Annotated in this window: 17 protein-coding genes; 9 read left to right on the top strand and 8 right to left on the bottom strand. The window is 52.6% G+C overall.

Annotated features, from left to right (window positions below; translation table 11 throughout):
* Positions 1-45: 45 nt before the first annotated feature.
* Entirely contained in the window at positions 46-1,566 is a 1,521-nt protein-coding gene (locus FHW71_RS10110; protein WP_179451710.1) for an aldehyde dehydrogenase family protein, read from the top strand.
* 30 nt (positions 1,567-1,596) lie between these two features.
* On the top strand, positions 1,597-2,637 hold the full coding sequence (gene adhP / locus FHW71_RS10105; protein WP_061717460.1) for an alcohol dehydrogenase AdhP: 1,041 nt from the start codon (positions 1,597-1,599) through the stop codon (positions 2,635-2,637).
* Positions 2,638-2,670: 33 nt separating this feature from the next.
* Here the strand turns inward: adhP and FHW71_RS10100 are convergent, their stop codons facing one another.
* The 8 genes from FHW71_RS10100 to FHW71_RS10065 form a co-directional block, all read right to left on the bottom strand.
* Positions 2,671-4,035, bottom strand: coding sequence for an MFS transporter (locus FHW71_RS10100; RefSeq protein ID WP_008103947.1), 1,365 nt, complete (start codon positions 4,033-4,035; stop codon positions 2,671-2,673).
* Between the two features lie 130 nt (positions 4,036-4,165).
* Complete coding sequence (gene cyoE, locus FHW71_RS10095) at positions 4,166-5,053, bottom strand: heme o synthase (RefSeq protein ID WP_008103945.1); 888 nt, start codon at positions 5,051-5,053, stop codon at positions 4,166-4,168.
* Between the two features lie 11 nt (positions 5,054-5,064).
* Entirely contained in the window at positions 5,065-5,394 is a 330-nt protein-coding gene (locus FHW71_RS10090; protein WP_007886986.1) for a cytochrome o ubiquinol oxidase subunit IV, read from the bottom strand.
* Positions 5,394-6,008: a cytochrome o ubiquinol oxidase subunit III gene (locus tag FHW71_RS10085; RefSeq protein WP_007886985.1), complete on the bottom strand. Its 615-nt coding sequence runs from the start codon at positions 6,006-6,008 to the stop codon at positions 5,394-5,396. The genes FHW71_RS10090 and FHW71_RS10085 overlap by 1 nt, the downstream gene beginning before the upstream one ends.
* Positions 6,008-7,990, bottom strand: a complete 1,983-nt coding sequence (gene cyoB, locus FHW71_RS10080; RefSeq protein WP_008103943.1) for a cytochrome o ubiquinol oxidase subunit I — start codon at positions 7,988-7,990, stop codon at positions 6,008-6,010. Before cyoB ends, FHW71_RS10085 begins: the two co-directional genes overlap by 1 nt.
* Before the next feature lie 4 nt (positions 7,991-7,994).
* A complete protein-coding gene (cyoA, locus tag FHW71_RS10075) occupies positions 7,995-8,921 on the bottom strand; it encodes a cytochrome o ubiquinol oxidase subunit II (RefSeq protein WP_008103941.1) in 927 nt (308 codons plus the stop codon).
* Between the two features lie 434 nt (positions 8,922-9,355).
* Positions 9,356-10,843 carry a muropeptide MFS transporter AmpG gene (ampG, locus tag FHW71_RS10070; protein WP_179451709.1) on the bottom strand — a complete coding sequence of 496 codons (1,488 nt, stop codon included), beginning with the start codon at positions 10,841-10,843 and terminating at the stop codon, positions 9,356-9,358.
* A gap of 54 nt (positions 10,844-10,897) precedes the next feature.
* The gene (locus FHW71_RS10065; RefSeq protein ID WP_007886975.1) at positions 10,898-11,476 is read right to left on the bottom strand and encodes a lipoprotein; all 579 of its coding nucleotides are present in this window, start codon (positions 11,474-11,476) and stop codon (positions 10,898-10,900) included.
* Positions 11,477-11,743: 267 nt separating this feature from the next.
* Between FHW71_RS10065 and bolA the strand changes: the two genes are divergently transcribed.
* The 7 genes from bolA to ppiD all read left to right on the top strand — a co-directional run bounded on the left by bolA (position 11,744) and on the right by ppiD (position 21,159).
* Positions 11,744-12,058, top strand: coding sequence for a transcriptional regulator BolA (gene bolA / locus FHW71_RS10060; RefSeq protein WP_008103937.1), 315 nt, complete (start codon positions 11,744-11,746; stop codon positions 12,056-12,058).
* A 301-nt stretch (positions 12,059-12,359) separates the two neighbouring features.
* The gene (gene tig, locus FHW71_RS10055) at positions 12,360-13,664 is read left to right on the top strand and encodes a trigger factor (RefSeq protein ID WP_008103935.1); all 1,305 of its coding nucleotides are present in this window, start codon (positions 12,360-12,362) and stop codon (positions 13,662-13,664) included.
* A gap of 335 nt (positions 13,665-13,999) precedes the next feature.
* Entirely contained in the window at positions 14,000-14,623 is a 624-nt protein-coding gene (gene clpP, locus FHW71_RS10050; RefSeq protein WP_008103933.1) for an ATP-dependent Clp endopeptidase proteolytic subunit ClpP, read from the top strand.
* Positions 14,624-14,752: 129 nt separating this feature from the next.
* Positions 14,753-16,024 (top strand): ATP-dependent protease ATP-binding subunit ClpX, encoded by a 1,272-nt coding sequence (clpX, locus tag FHW71_RS10045; protein ID WP_008103932.1) that lies wholly within the window; start codon positions 14,753-14,755, stop codon positions 16,022-16,024.
* A 188-nt stretch (positions 16,025-16,212) separates the two neighbouring features.
* On the top strand, positions 16,213-18,567 hold the full coding sequence (gene lon / locus FHW71_RS10040; RefSeq protein ID WP_008103930.1) for an endopeptidase La: 2,355 nt from the start codon (positions 16,213-16,215) through the stop codon (positions 18,565-18,567).
* A 213-nt stretch (positions 18,568-18,780) separates the two neighbouring features.
* On the top strand, positions 18,781-19,053 hold the full coding sequence (hupB, locus tag FHW71_RS10035; protein ID WP_036648244.1) for a nucleoid-associated protein HU-beta: 273 nt from the start codon (positions 18,781-18,783) through the stop codon (positions 19,051-19,053).
* Between the two features lie 237 nt (positions 19,054-19,290).
* A complete protein-coding gene (gene ppiD, locus FHW71_RS10030) occupies positions 19,291-21,159 on the top strand; it encodes a peptidylprolyl isomerase (protein ID WP_179451708.1) in 1,869 nt (622 codons plus the stop codon).
* Positions 21,160-21,268: the final 109 nt, after the last annotated feature.

Here is a 21,268-nt window from a genome sequence, read left to right as displayed (position 1 = left end):
CGACTGAGCCTTCAGATTATCTGACCCTACATAAAGGAGTTTGCGATGCGTTATGCACATCCCGGCACGCCCGGCGCTTTGGTTTCATTTCAGGCGACTTACGGCAACTACATTGCGGGCAAATTCGTCGAGCCGCTCAGCGGCCAATACTTCACCAACACCTCGCCAGTGAATGGCAGCGATATCGCGCAGTTCCCGCGTTCGGATGCGCGCGATATCGATTTAGCGCTGGACGCGGCGCATCAGGCGGCCGATGCCTGGGGAAAAACCAGCGTGCAGCATCGCGCCAACATCCTGCTGCAGGTGGCGGATCGTATCGAGGCCAATCTTGAAAAACTGGCGGTGGCGGAGAGTTGGGATAACGGGAAACCGATCCGCGAAACCCTGAATGCCGATCTGCCGCTGGCGGTGGATCACTTCCGTTATTTCGCCGGTTGCCTGCGGGCGCAAGAGGGCAGCACTGCGGAGATCGATGAAACCACTGTTGCGTATCACTTCCATGAGCCGCTCGGCGTGGTTGGGCAGATCATTCCGTGGAACTTCCCGTTGTTAATGGCGGCGTGGAAATTGGCGCCGGCGCTGGCGGCGGGGAACTGTGTGGTGCTGAAACCGGCGGAACAGACGCCGCTGGGCATTACGCTGCTGATGGAGGTGATTGGCGATCTGTTCCCGGCTGGCGTGTTGAATGTGGTGCAGGGCTTTGGCCGTGAAGCGGGTGAAGCGCTGGCGACCAGTAAACGCATCGCCAAAATCGCCTTTACCGGTTCAACGCCGGTGGGTCGTCACATCATGACCTGCGCCGCTGAAAACATCATTCCTTGTACCGTTGAGCTGGGCGGCAAGTCGCCGAATATCTACTTCGCCGATGTAATGGACGGCGAGGATGAGTTTATTGAGAAAGCGGTGGAAGGGTTAGTGCTCGGCTTCTTTAATCAGGGCGAAGTCTGTACCTGTCCGTCACGCGCTTTGATTCACGAATCGATCTATCAACCCTTTATGGATCGCGTGATGGCGAAGGTGGCCAACATTCGTCGTGGCGATCCGCTCGATACCGACACCATGATTGGCGCGCAGGCTTCGCGCCAGCAATTCGACAAAATCCTGTCATATATCAACATCGCTCGCGACGAAGGCGGTCAGATTCTCACCGGTGGCGATCGCGCTAGCGTGGCCGCAGAACTGAATGACGGATTCTACATTCAGCCGACCTTAATCAAAGGAACTAACCAGATGCGCTGTTTCCAGGAGGAAATTTTTGGACCGGTGATTGGTGTCACTACTTTTAAGGATGAAGCAGAAGCCCTCGCCATCGCCAATGAAACCCAGTTTGGCCTTGGCGCGGGCGTGTGGACGCGCGATACCAATCTGGCTTATCGCATGGGACGCGGCATAAAAGCCGGTCGCGTCTGGACCAACTGCTATCACATCTATCCCGCTCACGCGGCATTCGGCGGCTATAAGCAATCGGGTGTTGGCCGTGAGACGCACAAGATGGCGCTCAGCGCCTATCAACAAACCAAAAATCTGCTGGTCAGCTATGGCACCGCGCCTTTGGGCCTGTTCTAAGTCCGCATCCGATCAAATGGAGAGTGAAAGATGAATATGCAAATCAAAACCACCATGAAAGCCGCTGTTGTGAAGTCTTTTGGTGAACCGTTAGTGATTGAGCAGGTGCCGGTGCCGCAGGTCGGGCCGGGGCAGATTTTGGTGAAAATCGCGGCTACCGGCGTGTGCCATACCGATCTCCACGCAGCCGAAGGCGACTGGCCGATAAAACCTAATCCGCCGTTTATTCCGGGCCATGAAGGTGTGGGCCAGGTTGTGGCGCTGGGCGAGGGCGTTAAGCACCTGAAAATGGGCGATCGCGTTGGCGTACCGTGGCTCTATTCGGCGTGCGGCCACTGTGAACATTGTCTGGATAGCTGGGAAACGCTGTGTTTATCGCAGCAAAATGCCGGTTACTCAGTGAATGGCAGCTTCGCGGAATATTGCCTCGCCGATGCCAACTATGTCGGCATCATCCCGGATAACGTCGACTACAACGAAATCGCGCCGATCCTCTGTGCGGGCGTCACCGTGTATAAAGGGTTGAAAATGACCGACACTAAACCTGGCGATTGGGTGGTGATTTCGGGTATTGGTGGTTTAGGGCATATGGCGGTGCAGTACGCCGTGGCGATGGGCCTGAACGTGGCGGCGGTGGATATCGATGATGAGAAGCTTGAGTTTGCTAAACGTCTCGGTGCCAGCGTGGTAGCGAATGCGAAAAATGTCGATCCGGCCAAAGTGTTCCAGGAGAGTTTCGGCGGCGCGCATGGTGTGCTGGTGACGGCAGTTTCCCCGAAAGCGTTCGAACAGGCGATTGGTACGCTGCGTCGTGGCGGCACCATGGTGCTGAACGGCTTGCCGCCGGGCAAATTCGATCTGTCGATCTTCAATATGGTGCTGGATGGCATCACGGTGCGCGGTTCCATCGTGGGTACGCGCAAAGATCTGCAGGAAGCTCTGGATTTCGCCGGTCGTCACAAGGTGAAAGCCACCGTGGCGGTTGAACCGCTGACTAACATCAACGATATCTTCGCGCGTATGCACGCTGGCAAGATTGAAGGGCGTATTGTGGTGGATATGTCGCTGTAACAAAAAGCCCGACGCAGTGGTCGGGCTTGTCATTTAACAGCTGGCGAGCAGCGCTTCAAGTTCGACGCGGCTCGTCACTTTACTGTCGATTTTGATGTAGGCACTTTTCTCTTCCGGCACGATAAACACCGACGCCACGCCGGGCTGCGCTTTTAATCGTTTCTCAAGATTCGGCACCGCCAGCACCGCATCACTGAGCATAATGCGCAGGCTGCTGACGTACGGTGGTTCCTGCATCGACATTGCCACAAACAGCCAGGCAGCAGCGACAATCGCGCCGACCAGGAATACGGTTTGTGCATCTACATGACCATAGATCCATCCGCCCATGCTGCCGCCAATCGCCACGCCAATGAACTGGCTGGTGGAGTAGATGCCCATCGCGGTGCCTTTATAGCCCGGCGGCGACTCTTTACTGATCAGCGATGGCAGAATCGCTTCCATCAGGTTGAAGGCGAGGAAGAACAGCTGCACGCCAATCACCAGCGTCCAGAAGTGGCCTGCCGCGCCCCATAGTACGATTTCCGCGATGATGATGATCGCCACGCAGCCAACGAACACGCGCTTCATGCGGCGCTTCACTTCGGCATAGATAATGAAAGGCACTACGGCGACAAACGCCACCAGCATCGTCACCAGATAAACTTTCCAGTGTTCTGCCGCCGGTAAACCGGCTTGCTCAAACTGTCCCGGCAGCGCCACGAAGCTCGACATCAACAGAATGTGCAGGCAGAGAATGCCGATATTCAGTTTTAATAGTTTTGGATTGGTCAGCACCGCACGGATGCTGCCTTTCACCATGCCAGATTCGCGGTTCAATACGTGGTTCGGCGCATTCGGTACCACTAATAAGGTGATGACGATGCCAAGCGTCGCGAGGATAGCGATCATCCAGAACAGCGCATGCAAGCCGAGCGCGTGGGTGACAATCGGGCCAACTACCATGGCAATGGCAAAGGTAACGCCAAAGCTGATGCCGATAAACGCCATCGCTTTGGTGCGGTTCTGTTCACGGGTTAAGTCCGACAGCAACGCCATTACCGCAGCGGCGATCGCGCCGGAACCTTGTAATGCGCGGCCTAAAATCACGCCCCAAATGGTGTCGGAGGTGGCAGCAATAACACTGCCGAAAACGAACAGCAGCAGTCCGCCGACGATCAGTGGCTTACGGCCGACGCGATCGGAGAGCAGACCAAATGGAATCTGGAAGATGGCTTGTGCCAAACCATAGATACCGATTGCGAGACCAATCAGTGTTTCACTGGCGCCCTGTAACGCCATGCCGTACGTGGTGAGTACCGGCAAGACCATAAACATTCCCAGCATGCGCAGGGAAAAAACGGTACCTAAACCCCATGTAGCGCGAAGCTCTACTGGCGTCATTTTATTGTCGTTCATGTTTACCTCAAAATTATACTGCGCCCATTCTAGGCAGCAGGGCAGGGCGGGTAAAACATTTGTTCTTAAGCAGTGGTAACAAAAAGAAAGGGCGCGAAATTCGCGCCCTTTCTGGTTTTGCGGAGCTGAATTACCAGACGTAAGTCAGCAAATCTTTCGACGCTGGCGTCATGAAATCAACCGACATCATCACGCTCAGGGCGGTGATAGCGACAATCGAGAACACAAACAGTTTACGCGCCCAAACTTTGTCGTTTGAGGTTTTGTAACCAGAAAGTGCCATGCCGAGCCACCACACGCTAACGGCCGCAGCCACCACCAGATATTTGTAGCCCGCGTAACCGCCAAGGGTCAGCATCAGCGTGGCAATCATGAACGCCAGGATATATAGCGTAATATGATTTTTTGCCACTGAGATGCCTTTCACCACCGGCAGAACCGGAATGTTGGCAGCCTGGTAATCTTTAAAGCGGAAGATGGCAATCGCATAGGAGTGCGGCATCTGCCACAGGCTAAAGATAGCCAGTAAAATCAACGCGCCAGCATCAAACTGGTTGGTCACTGCGCAGTAGCCAATCACAGGCGGCGCAGCGCCAGAGAGACTACCAATCAGTGTGCCGTAGACAGAGTTACGCTTCATATAGAGGCTGTAAACGCCTACGTAAACCACGAAGCCCATCACCGCCAGCCACATGGCCAGCGGGTTAGCGCCGAAATACAGCAACGCAAAGCCAGCAATACCCAATGCGGTTGCATAAACCAGGCTTACTTTCGCCGAGATCAGGCCTTTGACCAGAACACGGTTCCGCGTTCTCTCCATTTTGATATCGATATCGCGGTCAATCACGTTGTTGAAAACACAACCTGATGCGACAACCAGCGATACGCCAACCAGCGAGGCGAGAAACAGGGTGTAATCAATGCTGCCTTTCGAAGCCAGCAGGAATCCACCGATCACAGAAATTAAATTGCCGAAAATAATTCCTGGTTTTGTTACTTGCAGGTATTGCTTAATCATTACGCGACTCTTTAGTGGGCCATCATGTTGTAGTTGAGGTTCCACATAATCCACAGTGAGCCTACAACAACAATCAAGATAATGAGTGCTGAGAAGACGATGGCCACCATGTTCCAGCCACCTTCTGATTTGCTGTCTAAGTGCAGGAAGTAGACGAGGTGAACCAGCACCTGAACTACCGCACACACCAGAACCACACCCAGAATAGTGCCGTGTGAAGCGCCGCCATCCATTACCATCCAGAACGGAATACCGGTCAGGATGATAGAGAGGACGAAGCCGATCATGTAAGACTTCACGCTACCGTGCGAAGCGCCATGTTCGTTAACAGAATGACTCATTACATGGCTCCCATCAGGTAGACAACGGTGAATACGCAGATCCAAACCACATCCAGGAAGTGCCAGAACAAGCTGAGGCACATGATACGGGTGCGGTTGGTTGCAGTCAGACCACGTTTAGAAATCTGGAACATCATCACTGCCATCCAGATCAGGCCAGAGGTCACGTGCAGACCGTGCGTGCCGACCAGCGTGAAGAACGCTGACAGGAAGCCGCTGCGATCAGGACCGAAGCCTTCTTTGATCAGGTGATGGAATTCATAGATTTCCATGCCGATAAAGCCAGCACCGAACAGGAAGGTCAACGCTAACCAGCTGATGACCGAGCCCTTGTTCTGGTTGTTCATCGCAATCACTGCCATACCATAGGTAATGGAGCTGAGCAGCAGCAGCGCGGTTTCGACCAGGACGAACGGCAGTTCGAAGATGTCTTTACCTGCCGGGCCACCGGCAGTGTTATTGACCATTACTGCATAGGTCGCAAACAGGGTTGCGAAGATAATGCAGTCACTCATCAGGTAGATCCAGAAGCCAAAGACTTTATTGGCTCCTGCATCGTGATGCCCATGCTCCGCATGGGCGTCGTGGTGGTGTTTTGCAGTTTCAGTTGACATTATTTCAGACCTGCTTTGCTGATTTCGTCAAAGTGCTTCTTCTCGATCTGCTCGACTTCGGCAACCGGTACGTAGTAATCCACGTCTTCATCGAAGCTCTTCACAATCCAGGTCACGATAGTGCCCAGGAAGGTAAGGCCAGCCAGCCACCAAATGTGCCAGATCATAGCGAAACCGAAGACAGTCATCAGGGCCGCGATAACAATGGCTGCGCCGCTGTTTTTCGGCATATGAATTTCTTCATATTTTTCTGGCTGCTTGTACGCTTCGCCTTTCTCTTTCATTTCCCAGAACGCATCGCGCTCGTGGATATGAGGGATAACAGCAAAGTTGTAGAACGGCGGCGGTGAAGAGGTTGCCCACTCCAGCGTACGTCCACCCCACGGGTCACCGGTCAGGTCACGGTTCTGGTCGCGGTCACGCACAGAAACGTAGAACTGGGTAATCTGGCACAGGATACCGCAAGCGATCAGCGCCGCACCGCCTGCTGCAACGACCAGCAGTGAGTGGAACTGAGGATCGATGTCCTGGCTGATACGACGCGTCATACCCATGAAGCCCAGCGCATACAGCGGCATGAATGCCACGAAGAAGCCGATGATCCAGAACCAGAACGCGCGGATGCCCCATTTTTCATTCAGCGTGAAGCCGAATGCTTTCGGGAACCAGTAGGTCACGCCAGCCATACAACCGAACACCACACCACCGATAATCACGTTATGGAAGTGCGCGATCAGGAACAGGCTGTTGTGCAGAATGAAGTCCGCACCCGGAACCGCCAACAGAACACCTGTCATACCACCAATCGAGAAGGTAACCAGGAAGCCGATGGTCCACAGCATCGCTGAGTGGAACTCAACGCGACCCTGATACATGGTGAACAGCCAGTTGAAGATTTTCACGCCGGTCGGGATAGCGATGATCATCGTCATGATACCGAAGAAGGCGTTTACGTTCGCGCCCGCACCCATGGTGAAGAAGTGGTGCAGCCAAACGATGAACGACAAGACGGTAATCGCGATGGTCGCCCACACCAGAGAGGTGTAACCGAACAGACGCTTTTTAGAGAAGGTAGCAGTGACTTCAGCGAAGACACCAAACACCGGCAGAACCAGGATGTACACTTCCGGGTGACCCCAGACCCAAATCAGGTTGACGTACATCATCATGTTACCGCCCATTTCATTGGTGAAGAAATGGAAGCCAAGGTAACGGTCAAGCGTCAACAGTGCCAGCGTAACGGTCAGTACCGGGAACGCAGCGATGATCAGGACGTTAGTACACAGTGATGCCCAGGTGAATACCGGCATTTTGAACAGGTCCATGCCCGGTGCACGCATCTTCAGAATGGTAACGAAGAAGTTGATACCGGTCAGTGTCGTACCGATACCGGACAGCTGGAGACTCCAGATCCAGTAATCGACCCCGACGCCAGGACTGTACTCCGCACCCGAAAGCGGCGGATAAGCCAACCAGCCGGTCTGTGCGAACTCGCCCACACCCAGAGAGATGTTCACCAGGATCACACCGATCGCGGTAAACCAGAAGCTCAGGTTGTTCAGGAACGGGAAGGCAACGTCACGTGCACCGATTTGCAGCGGTACCGCGATGTTCATCAGACCTACCACGAATGGCATCGCCACGAAGAAGATCATGATCACGCCGTGAGCGGTGAAGATCTGGTCGTAGTGGTGCGGCGGAAGTATGCCGGCTTCCCCAGCGGAAGCCATCACTTGTTGGGTACGCATCATTACCGCATCGGCAAAGCCGCGCAGCAACATGACGAAAGCCATGATGATGTACATGATACCCAGTTTTTTGTGGTCGATGGAGGTGAACCATTCTGACCACAGGTACTGCCACTTACCAAAATAGGTAATCGCAGCAACCAGTGCCAGACCACCTAAGATGATAGCGGCGACCGTAACCACGATAATGGGTTCGTGGTATGGCACTGCATCCAGTGTTAATTTTCCGAACATCGTATTATTCCTCGGCTCCCGCGGAAGCGGCGTGACTCATGTCCATGCCTTTATGCTCTGGCATGTCCATCTTCCCGTGGCTCATCTTGAACTTATCAATAACTTGCTTGAACAGTTCAGGATTCGTCGTAGAGAAATATTCCACCGGGTGATTTTCGCTTGGCGTAGCCAGTTTCTCGAAATCATCCATGGTGTTCAGCGCGTTAGGTGCCGCTTTAACTTTGGCAACCCACTGCTGGAATTCCGCATCGTCTTTAGTTGCAATGGCTTTGAACTTCATGCCAGAGAAACCACGACCACTGAAGTTCGCAGAGATACCGTCAAATGTTCCTGGCTCGTTGGCGATCAGATGCAGTTTGGTCTGCATACCGGCCATCGCGTAAATCTGGCTGCCGAGAGTAGGAATAAAGAAGGAGTTCATCACGGAGTTGGAGGTGATCTTGAAGTTCACCGGAGTGTTTGCCGGGAAGGCAATCTGGTTAACGGTTGCAATACCCTGTTCCGGGTAAATGAACAGCCATTTCCAGTCCAGTGCCACTACGTCGATCTCAACCGGTTTAACGTCAGAAACCAGCGGTTTGCTCGGCTCCAGCGCGTGGGTTGATTTCCAGGTCAAAACGCCGAGGAAGATAATGATCAGGATCGGAATGGTCCAGACCACGGCTTCCACTTTGTTCGAGTGTGACCAGTTAGGGCTATATGTTGCGTTAGTATTGGTTGCCCGATATTTCCAGGCAAAGAATACTGCCATGAAGACTGCCGGGATAACGACGATCATCATCAAGCCGAAAGCTGTCAGAATCAACGAACGTTGCTCCAGTGCAATCTGTCCTTTGGGATTTAACAACGCACTATCGCAGCCACTGAGTAATACAGCGCCTGCAATTAATGACAAAATCCCCAAACTTTTATTGTATTTACTGAGTCTCATTTAACGACCTCAATGACAAAGGGCTCTATTGTCGTTTAAGTGTGCGCGCATTTTACGGGAAGGTTTATGCAGTGTAAACCAGCTTAAGGATGTGTCAGAAGGCTGTTGACACCTTTTGCTAAGGGTGTCACAGATGTTACGCAGGGTGACAAATTATTAACTGCGACAAGCAGTTGGCATCAATATAACAAAAACCAATGGTAGAAACCGCAGAAAAATCAGGGAAAGTATAAACCGTACTCTTAATACTCATTTATTTAACATTTCTGCATCATTTCAGCGATGTCTTTTATACAAAGTAATTGCGCACCGGATTTAAATATTCGCCAGCAGTTGTTAATTTAATGTTTCTAACTCGCTTTAAAAAAAATGCTATTGGTAAAATCGGCGACTAATGTTTTTAGCCGATTATTTCGTCACGAAAATTGGCTTACTTAACCCAGATTCTCTCGCGCCGCTTTTTTTAATGCCAAACTATCCAAAATAACCCCGAGTGCGACAGCTAACAGCGCAAATGCCATTCCGGCTTCAAACATCGGCGTGAGCAGCGCATTAATCTGCACAACTCCGCTAGCATTGAGTGCTAATGCCAGCAGCCACAATGCCAGCAAGCCACAGCCGATGCTGAACAGACGCACTGTCCAGCGGTAACCTTGCGGCCACAAGCTGCGCATCACAAACTCCCCGCTTTGCTGCATGCTGTGCAAGGTACCGCGACACAGCCACAACAGCAGCAATCCCGGCACGCCAGCAAACACGGTGAAGGCATAGAAGGTCGGCCAGCCCCATAGTTCTACTAGCCAACCGGCGGCGGGACCAACGTAAACACGGCCCACGGCGGAGAGGGCAGAAAGCAGTGCGAACTGCGTCGCCGAGAAGGATTTGTTGCACAGCGTCATCAACAACGCGACAAAGGCCGCGGTGCCCATGCCACCGCACAGGTTTTCAATAAACACCGCGCTCGCCATGCTCCATAAGTGCGGTGGCGTCACCGCCAGCAACCAGTAAGCAAAGTTCGACACCGCTTGCAGCACGCCGAAAATCATCAGGGCGCGGAACAAACTCAGGCGCTGCATCAGCACACCGCCGTACAGCGCGCCGATGATGGTGGCCAGCAGGCCAAGCGTTTTGTTCACCAGACCGACATCGCCAGCACTAAAACCGACGCCGCGAATCAGGAAAGTGGTGGTGAGCGAGGCGGCAAAGGCATCGCCAAGCTTATAAAGGATAATCAGCGTGATCAGCAGCCAGGCGTTATTACGCTGGAAAAAGTCTTTTAGCGGGAATGTCACGGCCTGGCGAAGCGAATGCGGTTCGCGCGCCGGCATTTCCGGCTCTTTCGCCAACAAAGTGGCGATCAGGCCCGGCACCATCAGCAGCGCCATCAGCCAGTAAGTGGCTTGCCAGCCGAGATAGCGATCCGCTAACCACAGCGCCAGGCCGCCCGAAATCAACATCGCCAGACGATAACCCAGCACGGTGATCGCCGCGCCGCTGCCGCGCTCTTCCGGCGGCAGCACATCGGTTTTCCAGGCATCAAACACGATATCCTGCGAGGCCGAACAGAAGGCAACCAGCACCGCCAGCGCAGCCAGCAGCGTTAAGTCACGCGAAGGCTGCATAAAGCCCATGGCGATAATGCCGCCAATCAGCGCCAGCTGCGTGACCAGCAGCCAGCCGCGACGGCGACCGAGAAACGGTGGCGTATAGCGATCCATCATCGGCGACCACAGGAACTTAAACACGTAAGCCTGGCCGACAAGGGAGAAGAAACCGATGGTTTTCAGGTCAACATTCTCTACCGTCATCCACGCCTGTAACGTCCCGGCGGTTAACGCCAGCGGTAAGCCTGAGGCAAAACCCAGTAGCAGCAATACCGCCGCATTACGTTGGGTAAAAATACGCAGATAGTGAGATGTCATAGCCAACCTGAAATGAAGCCCGGCGAAGCGTCGCCGGGCAAATTACTGCGGAAATTAGCGGGCGTTCTGCTTGATGAAGTTGTGAACGCTGGTGTCCTGCGCCATATCAGCAATCACGTCACTCAGCGTTGAGTTAACCGCATTGGTGATCTTCGCGTTGGTGGCGGTAAACGCGCCTTCTACGCTGTAAGTCTGGCGATAGTTTTTCACCTGCTTGTTACCGTTTTTCGCGGTAGCGATGATGGAGATATCCGCCTTGGTGGTAATGCTGTAGCGCACGTTGCCTTGTGTCACATCCGCATACAGACCATTTACTACGATCTGCAGATCAACGGCACCGCTTGGGCCAATCATGTAGCCGCGCGACGTCATCTGCTTCTCTAACACTTCCTGCAGCAGGAAGCGCAGATCGCGGGATGGTGTCAGCGTGATCAACTGACCATCGCGGTTCACTTTGGCCAGCGCCTGATCGGAACGTTGATCGGCACCGTTAACGCTGATGGTGACGCCCATCAGGCTTGGATCTTGCTGCGGCAGTTGGATCTTCGGTTGAATATCCAACGTAGTGTTGTTGCTGGCACAGCCGGCCAAAATAAAAGCAGCCAGCAGAGGGAATAACAGTTTTTTCAACATACTCATTCTCGTTAGCATATGGGTTGATTTGCAAAACTGCGGCCATCATAGCATTGCGCAGCGGTGAAAAAAGCCCCGGGCCAATGGAAATTGATTGTAAAGGCTTTTTTCGGACAGGATGAAACGCCAGCCGGTTGACCTGCAAGATAAGCAGGTTACTATGCGCAGCGCTGGCGGATTTATTTACGGCCAAGCTGCGGAAGCGGTAAAAAACCTACTAATATTTAAACAGATGGGCACAGCGCTCGCCGGAAAGGAGTGTTAATCATGATTCGCGAACAAATAGAAGAAAAGTTGCGTAACGCTTTCGAACCTGCACATCTTGAAGTGCATGATGAAAGCTACCGTCATAACGTGCCCGCCGGTTCTGAAAGTCACTTTAAAGTGGTGATTGTCAGCGATCGATTTACCGGTCAGCGCTTTCTGCAACGTCATCGCGCTATTTATGGCGAACTGGCAACCGAATTAGCGGGCAGCGTACACGCGCTGGCACTGCATACTTACACGCAAAAAGAGTGGGATGGATTGCAGGATACGGTTTTGGCCTCACCGAATTGTCGCGGTGCTGGCACGCTTGCCTGAATTCCCCTCTACCTCATCCTCAAAAACGGCCTGCGGGCCGTTTTCTTTTCATTTATTACACTCAAACGCGATCTACGGCGCAAAAAAGCAGCAAAACCGCTAAAAAGTGGTGAGTTTGCAGCCTCGACTCATTCCAGCGATGCCGCTATAATGCTGCGTCTATTTTTCCGGAATGTCTTCGGGACGCTTCTGGTGACAGGGATTAGGTTCTGCCTGCAGAGGCCGTCCCGGTTGTTGGATACGGCGCATTTATGTGTGGTGTCTGAAGTTGACCGAGCACGTGATTTTTTGAGGTAACAAGATGACAGTTTCAGTAGAAACCACTCAGGGTCTGGGCCGTCGCATTTCGATTACTGTTGCAGCTGACAGCATCGAAAGCGCAGTGAAGAAAGAACTGGTGGAAGTGGCTAAGAAAGTCCGTATCGACGGTTTCCGTAAAGGCAAAGTGCCGGCACACATCATTTCTCAGCGCTACGGTGCTTCTGTTCGCCAGGACGTGCTGGGCGAGCTGATGACGCGCAACTTCGTTGACGCCATCATCAAAGAGAAAATCAATCCGGCTGGCGCACCAAACTATGTGCCGGGCGAATATAAAGAAGGCGAAGACTTCACCTACGCGGTTGAGTTCGAAGTGTATCCAGAAGTTGAGCTGAAAGGCCTGGACGCAATCGAAGTCGAGAAGCCAGTAGTAGAAGTGACTGACGCTGACGTTGATACCATGCTGGAAACCCTGCAGAAGCAGCAGGCGACCTGGAAAGAGAGCGATGCAGCTGCGACAGCTGAAGATCGCGCTACCATCGACTTCAGCGGTTCTGTTGACGGCGAAGAGTTTGAAGGCGGCAAAGCCTCTGACTTCGTGCTGGCAATGGGCCAGGGTCGTATGATCCCTGGCTTCGAAGAGGGCGTTGTTGGCCATAAAGCCGGCGAAACCTTCACTATCGACGTGAAATTCCCAGACGATTACCACGCAGAAAACCTGAAAGGGAAAGATGCGAAGTTCGAAATCGTGCTGAAGAAAGTTGAAACCCGCGAACTGCCAGAGCTGACTGAAGAGTTCATCAAGCGCTTTGGCGTGGAAGATGGTTCAGTTGCCGGTCTGCGTGCAGAAGTGCGTAAGAACATGGATCGCGAGCTGAAAGGTGCTATCCGTAACCGCGTGAAGACTCAGGCAATCGACGGTCTGGTTAACGCCAACGACATCGACGTTCCGGTTGCGCTGATCGACAGCGAAATCGACGTTCTGCGTCGTCAGGCTGCACAGCGTTTTGGTGGCAACGAGAAGCAAGCGCTGGAACTGCCACGTGAACTGTTCGAAGAGCAGGCTAAACGTCGCGTAGTTGTAGGTCTGCTGTTGGGCGAAGTGATTCGCATCAACGAACTGCAGGCTGACGAAGATCGCGTTAAGACGCTGATCGAAGAGATGGCTTCTGCGTACGAAGATCCGCAGGAAGTGATCGAGTTCTACAGCAAGAACAGCGAGCTGATGAACAACATGCGCAACGTGGCTCTGGAAGAGCAAGCGGTTGAAGCGGTACTGGCGAAAGCCAAAGTGACCGATAAAGCCACTAACTTCCAGGAACTGATGAACCAGACCTCTGCGGCCTGATTCATTCGTTAACCGTTAGTGCTAAGCCCGTGACTGAAAAGTCGCGGGCTTTTTCGTTTCTGGCGTTAAGTACACTGATTTGTCCTCTATTTGCTTAATTAATCGGCAAATTATCCGCTAAGCTCTTTTTCCGTGTTAGCGAATGGGCAAAAGGTTGTTATGCTTGAAACAACTGGGCAGCATCCCCAGATACAGGGAGAATGCATGAAAACAGTGAGACTGACTGATTAACCGGGTTGTTATTTCGGTTTGAGACCGTGGCACGTAGTGTTTGCGCCTCGGCTTACGTAAAATCGGTACAGAATGTTGCCAATGAAATTTATCAGGAGACGGTAATGTCATACAGTGGCGATCGTGAATTTACTGCACCGCACATGGCGCTGGTGCCAATGGTGGTCGAACAAACCTCGCGCGGCGAGCGTTCTTACGACATCTACTCTCGCCTGCTCAAAGAGCGTGTGATCTTCCTGACCGGTCAGGTTGAAGATCATATGGCTAACCTGATCGTGGCGCAGATGCTGTTTCTGGAAGCTGAGAATCCTGAAAAAGACATTTACCTCTACATTAACTCGCCAGGCGGCGTGATTACTGCTGGGATGTCGATTTATGACACAATGAAGTTTATCAAGCCCGATGTCAGCACCATCTGTATGGGTCAGGCTTGTTCAATGGGTGCGTTCCTGCTGACCGCAGGCACCAAAGGCAAACGCTTCTGCCTGCCTAATTCACGTGTGATGATTCATCAGCCGTTGGGCGGCTATCAGGGCCAGGCGACGGATATCGAAATCCATGCGCGCGAAATTCTGAAAGTGAAGCAGCGCATGAATGAGTTGATGGCTGAGCACACCGGCAAATCGCTGGAAGAGATTGAACGCGACACCGAGCGCGATCGTTTCCTCTCTGCGAGCGAAGCGGTTGAGTATGGTTTGGTTGACTCAATCCTGACGCATCGCCAATAAGACACATCTGTCTGCCCCTTACGCTATAGTTAACGGGGAGCAGGCAGATGGGTTGAATGCATATCGGCCGTTGATGTACGGCCAGCGCCGTACAACAAATTTGGTCTGAGAAAGAAAAGAGGTTAGCTGATGACAGATAAGCGCAAAGACGGTTCAGGTAAGTTGCTGTACTGCTCTTTCTGCGGCAAAAGCCAGCATGAAGTCCGTAAGCTAATTGCCGGGCCGTCAGTGTACATTTGCGATGAGTGCGTTGATCTTTGCAACGACATCATTCGTGAAGAGATTAAGGAAGTTGCGCCGCATCGCGAGCGTAGCTCACTGCCGACGCCGCATGAAATCCGCCATCACCTTGATGATTATGTTATTGGTCAGGAAAGGGCGAAGAAAGTGTTGGCAGTAGCGGTATATAACCACTACAAACGCTTGCGTAATGGCGATACCAGCAACGGCATTGAACTGGGCAAAAGTAACATTTTGCTGATCGGTCCAACCGGTAGCGGTAAAACACTGTTGGCAGAAACGCTGGCGCGCTTGCTGGATGTGCCATTCACCATGGCGGATGCCACCACGCTGACCGAAGCGGGTTACGTGGGTGAAGACGTTGAAAACATCATCCAGAAGCTGCTGCAGAAGTGCGATTACGACGTGCAGAAAGCGCAGCGCGGCATTGTCTACATCGATGAAATCGACAAGATTTCTCGTAAGTCTGACAACCCGTCGATCACTCGTGACGTATCGGGCGAAGGCGTACAGCAAGCGCTGTTGAAATTGATTGAAGGCACCGTGGCTGCCGTACCGCCGCAGGGCGGACGCAAACATCCACAGCAGGAGTTCTTGCAGGTTGATACCTCCAAGATTCTGTTCATCTGTGGTGGCGCATTCGCCGGTCTCGATAAGGTGATTTCCCAGCGTGTTGAAACCGGATCCGGCATCGGCTTCGGCGCAACCGTGAAGGGCAAATCCCAGAAGGCGAGCGAAGGCGAATTGCTGTCGCAGGTTGAGCCAGAAGATCTGATCAAGTTTGGCCTGATTCCTGAGTTCATTGGTCGTCTGCCGGTTGTGGCAACGCTGAGCGAACTGAGTGAAGAAGCGCTGATTCAGATTCTGCGTGAGCCGAAGAACGCGCTGACCAAACAGTATCAGGCGCTGTTCAATCTGGAAGGTGTAGAACTGGAATTCCGCGACGAAGCCTTAACGGCGATCGCTAAAAAAGCGATGTCACGTAAAACCGGTGCGCGTGGTCTGCGTTCTATCGTTGAAGGTGCGTTACTTGAAACCATGTACGACCTTCCTTCAATGGATGACGTTGAAAAAGTAGTGATTGATGAATCAGTGATTGAAGGTCAATCCGAACCGATGTTGATTTATGGAAAGCATGAAGCCCAGGCTTCTGGTGAATAAATAAACAATCGCACCACGTTGTTATCTTAAAAAAGGGGAAAAATCTTTCCCCTTTTGTTTTTCTCTCGCCAGTGACATTGAATGTCGTACAAGCATCCCCATATACTCAATATCCTGTGGGTTTAACTGCAAAACCTCTATTGCGCGGTACCCATCACCTGGCGGACATTAAACTAAGAGAGAGCTCTATGAATCCTGAGCGTTCTGAACGCATTGAAATCCCCGTGTTGCCGTTGCGCGACGTGGTGGTTTATCCGCACATGGTAATTCCGTTGTTTGTTGGTCGGGAAAAATCGATTCGGTGCCTCGAAGCCGCGATGGATCATGATAAAAAGATCATGCTGGTTGCACAGAAAGAGGCTTCAACGGATGAACCTGGCATTAACGATCTCTTCTCAGTAGGGACCGTCGCTTCTGTATTGCAGATGCTGAAACTTCCAGACGGCACGGTAAAAGTGCTGGTTGAAGGTTTACAACGCGCGCACATCACCACGCTGGCTGATAATGGCGACCATTTCGTTGCCCAGGCCGAATACCTTGTCTCGCCAGAAATTGAAGAGCGCGAGCAGGAAGTGCTGGTACGCACGGCCATCAACCAGTTTGAAGGCTACATCAAGCTCAATAAAAAAATCCCACCTGAGGTCTTAACCTCCCTCAACAGCATCGACGATGCGGCCCGCCTGGCCGATACCGTCGCAGCGCATATGCCGCTGAAACTGGCTGATAAACAGTCCGTGCTGGAGATGTCCGACGTCAACGAACGTCTGGAATATCTGATGGCGATGATGGAATCAGAAATCGATCTGCTGCAGGTTGAGAAGCGTATTCGCAACCGCGTTAAAAAGCAGATGGAGAAAAGCCAGCGTGAGTACTATCTGAATGAGCAAATGAAAGCCATTCAGAAAGAGCTGGGCGAAATGGATGACGCGCCGGATGAGTACGAGGCGCTGAAACGTAAGATTGAAGCGGCCAAAATGCCGACCGAAGCGCGTGAAAAAGCTGAAGCTGAATTGCAGAAGCTGAAGATGATGTCGCCGATGTCTGCAGAAGCGACCGTGGTGCGTGGCTACATCGACTGGATGGTTCAGGTTCCGTGGGTGGCGCGCAGCAAGGTGAAAAAAGACCTGCGTAAAGCGCAGGAAACGCTGGATATCGACCATTACGGTCTGGAACGCGTCAAAGACCGCATCCTTGAGTATCTTGCGGTGCAGAGTCGCGTGAGCAAAATCAAAGGCCCAATTCTTTGCCTCGTTGGACCGCCAGGCGTGGGTAAAACCTCGCTGGGTCAATCGATTGCTAAGGCCACCGGACGTAAATACGTGCGTATGGCGCTGGGTGGCGTGCGTGATGAAGCAGAAATCCGCGGACATCGTCGTACCTACATCGGTTCCATGCCAGGCAAGTTGATCCAGAAAATGGCGAAAGTGGGCGTCAAAAACCCGCTGTTCCTGCTGGATGAGATCGACAAAATGTCTTCTGACATGCGTGGCGATCCGGCTTCAGCGCTGCTTGAGGTACTGGATCCAGAGCAGAACATCGCGTTTAACGATCACTATCTGGAAGTGGATTACGATCTCTCTGACGTTATGTTTGTGGCGACTTCAAACTCCATGAACATCCCGGCGCCGTTGCTTGACCGTATGGAAGTGATTCGTCTCTCCGGTTACACCGAAGATGAAAAGCTTAACATCGCGAAGCAACATTTGCTGCCGAAGCAGATTGAACGTAATGCACTGAAAGAAAAAGAGATCACCGTCGATGACAGCGCGATTGTTGGCATCATCCGCTACTACACCCGTGAAGCGGGCGTGCGTAGTTTGGAACGCGAACTCTCCAAGCTGTGCCGTAAAGCAGTTAAAACGCTGCTGATGGATAAATCGAAAAAGCACATCGTGATCAATGGCGATAACCTCAAGGATTTCCTTGGCGTGCAGCGCTTTGATTATGGTCGCGCAGAGAGCGAAAGCCGTGTTGGTCAGGTGACCGGTCTGGCGTGGACGGAAGTGGGCGGCGATCTGCTGACCATCGAAACCGCCTGCGTGCCAGGCAAAGGTAAGCTGACGTATACCGGTTCGCTGGGCGAAGTGATGCAGGAATCGATTCAGGCGGCGCTGACTGTGGTGCGCGCGCGTGCAGAGAAACTGGGCATCAACGGTGATTTCTACGAGAAACGCGACATCCACGTGCACGTACCCGAAGGTGCGACGCCGAAAGATGGTCCGAGCGCCGGTATCGCCATGTGCACCGCGCTGGTGTCATGCTTAACCGGTAACCCGGTGCGTTCTGATGTGGCAATGACCGGTGAAATCACCCTGCGTGGCTTGGTTCTGCCGATTGGTGGCCTGAAAGAGAAGTTGCTCGCGGCACACCGTGGCGGCATCAAAACCGTGCTGATCCCGGACGAAAACAAGCGCGATCTGGAAGATATTCCACAGAACGTGATTGCCGATCTGGAGATTCATCCGGTGAAGCGTATTGAAGAAGTGCTCAACCTGGCACTGGAAAATGCGCCTTACGGCATGCAGGTTGCGACCGCAAAATAGTGATTAGCGGCATAAACCGTTAAAAAGCGAAGCTGGCAGGCAAAATGGTGCTTGCCAGCTTTTTTTTGTGCCGCTAACTTAGTGGGCTGCTGGATCAACGATTAAGATGAATACCGTTGTTTCAGCTCCACAGGCTTGATATAACTGGCTGCGCGTTCGCACCGGGCGGGAAGCGCGGGTGCGATGTGAATAATAAAAGAGGGGATGAAGAGAGTGAATAAGTCACAGTTGATCGACAAAATTGCTGCAGATGCTGACATTTCTAAAGCAGCAGCGGGACGTGTTTTAGATGCATTCATGGACTCCGTTACCGAAGCTCTGAAAGGCGGTGATGAAGTGGCACTGGTTGGTTTCGGTACTTTCTCTGTACGTGAGCGTGCAGCTCGCACCGGCCGTAACCCACAAACGGGTAAAGAGCTCACCATTCCGGCTGGTAAAGTTCCGGGCTTCCGTGCAGGTAAAGCACTGAAAGATTCCGTCAATTAATGACCGCTGATACATCCATTGAAGCATTTTCTTCCGTGGATTGAGGACGCAAAAGCCGTTCTCATGTAACATACGGGCACATCATTTTTGATGTGCCTTTTTTATTCTTGATGCGCGGCGATAGCCTTTGGTTGTTGTCTCCGCATGGTTGCCAACTGCCAGCCTGAACAGCAGTTGCACGATGATGACATCGTGTTAGAGCTTTACATTCACACTACAGCGGAGTGTTGTCATACCATGATGGACAATTTACGCGCGGCGTCGAATCATGTCGTGCTCAAGATTATTCTGGGATTGATCATCCTGTCTTTCGTACTCACCGGGGTGGGCAACTACCTGATCGGCGGCGGCGGTGATTATGCTGCCAAAGTTAACGGCCACGAGATCAGCCGTGCAGAGCTGGAGCAGGGTTTTAACAACGAGCGCAATCGTCAACAGCAGATGCTGGGCGATCAGTTCTCGCAGTTAGCCAGCAACGAAGGCTACATGCAGCAGATGCGTCAGCAGGCGCTGTCGCAGCTGATTGATCAGGCGTTACTTGATCAGTACATCAAAGATCTGCACATCGGCATCAGCGATGATCAGGTAAAACAGGCGATCTTCAATCAGAAAGCTTTCCAGACCAACGGTAAATTCGACAATGCCAAATACAGCGGCCTGATCACCAGCATGGGCTTCACGGCTGATCAGTATGCCGAAGCGCTGCGCAAGCAGCTGGCGACGCAGCAGCTGATCAACGCGATTGCTAACACCGATTTCATGCTGAAAGGCGAAACCAGCAAGCTGGTGGATTTGGTGTCACAGCAGCGTGAAGTGCGTCAGGCGGTGATTGATGTCAACGCGCTGGCGGCTAAACAGACGGTCAGCGACGACGAAGTCAGCCAGTATTACCAGCAGCATCAGAATAGCTTCATGGCGCCTGAGCAGTTCCGCGTGAGCTACATCAAAATGGATGCTGCAAGCATGCAGGAAACGGCCAGCGAAGCGGACATTCAGAGTTGGTACGATCAACACAAAGCGGATTATTCACAGCCGCAGCGTAATCGCTACAGCGTGATTCAGACCAAGACGGAAGCCGATGCTAACGCCGTGGTTGATGCGCTGAAGAAAGGCGAAGATTTCGCCGCGCTGGCGAAAAGCAAATCTATCGACCCCATCTCAGCCCGCAAAGGTGGCGATATGGGTTGGCTGGAGCCGAGCACCACGCCAGACGAGCTGAAAAACGCCAATCTGACGCAGAAAGGCCAGCTTTCAGGTGCCATCAAATCGTCAGTTGGCTACCTCGTGATGCGTCTGGATGATATCCAGCCGGAGCAGGTTAAACCGCTGGCCGATGTTCATGACATCGTTGCCGATAAAGTGAAGCAAGAGAAAGCGGTTGATGCCTTCTACAAAATTCAGCAGAAAGTAAGCGAAGCAGCCAGCAACGATAACGAATCGTTGGCCGGCGCGGCGCAGGCTTCCGGCCTGAAAGTGGTAGAAACCAATTGGATCACCCGCGATAACCTGCCAGACGAGTTGAATTTCGATCAGGTTAAGCAAGCCATCTTCAACGGTGGTTTAGTGGGCCAGAATGGTGCGCCGGGTAACAACTCCGACATCATCTCTGTGGATGGAGATCGTGCCTTTGTACTGCGTATTAGCGAGCACAAACCGGAAGCGGTGAAGCCGTTGGATCAGGTGAAAGCGCAGATCGTAGATTCACTGAAGCATGATAAAGCGACCCAGCAGGCAAAAGCGCAGGCAGACAAACTGCTGGCCGATTTGAAAGCCGGTAAAGCGGATGCATTGAAAGCTGCAGGCTTAACGCTCAGCGCTAGCAAATCGTTTGATCGCAATGCGCAGGATCCGGTGGCTCAGTCGGCCTTCAATCTGCCGCAACCTGCCGACAATAAACCGTCGTGGGGCGTGAGCGAAGATATGCAGGGCAATGTGGTACTGATCGCGCTGGATAAAGTTAGCGCGGGCAACATGCCGCAGGCGCAGATCGATGAGATGGTGAAAGGCGTAACGCAAAATAACGCGCAAATCGCCTTTGAAGCGCTGCTGGAAAACCTGCGTAAAGAGGCGAAGATTAAGTACGGCGCCGCCGCACAAAACCAGTAAGCCTCACAAAAAAAGTTAAACCACTGCAATACCCGAAAGGCCGCTTATGCGGCCTTTTCCATTTCTGAGATTGTCCTTTTGAGCGTTGAATTGAGCTGTGACACCCTGC

The sequence above is a fragment of the Enterobacter sp. Sphag1F genome (assembly GCF_014193275.1).
GTDB lineage: Bacteria > Pseudomonadota > Gammaproteobacteria > Enterobacterales > Enterobacteriaceae > Pantoea > Pantoea symbiotica.
Note: the sequence above shows the minus strand (reverse complement) of the source record. Positions and strands in the feature narration are given on the sequence as shown.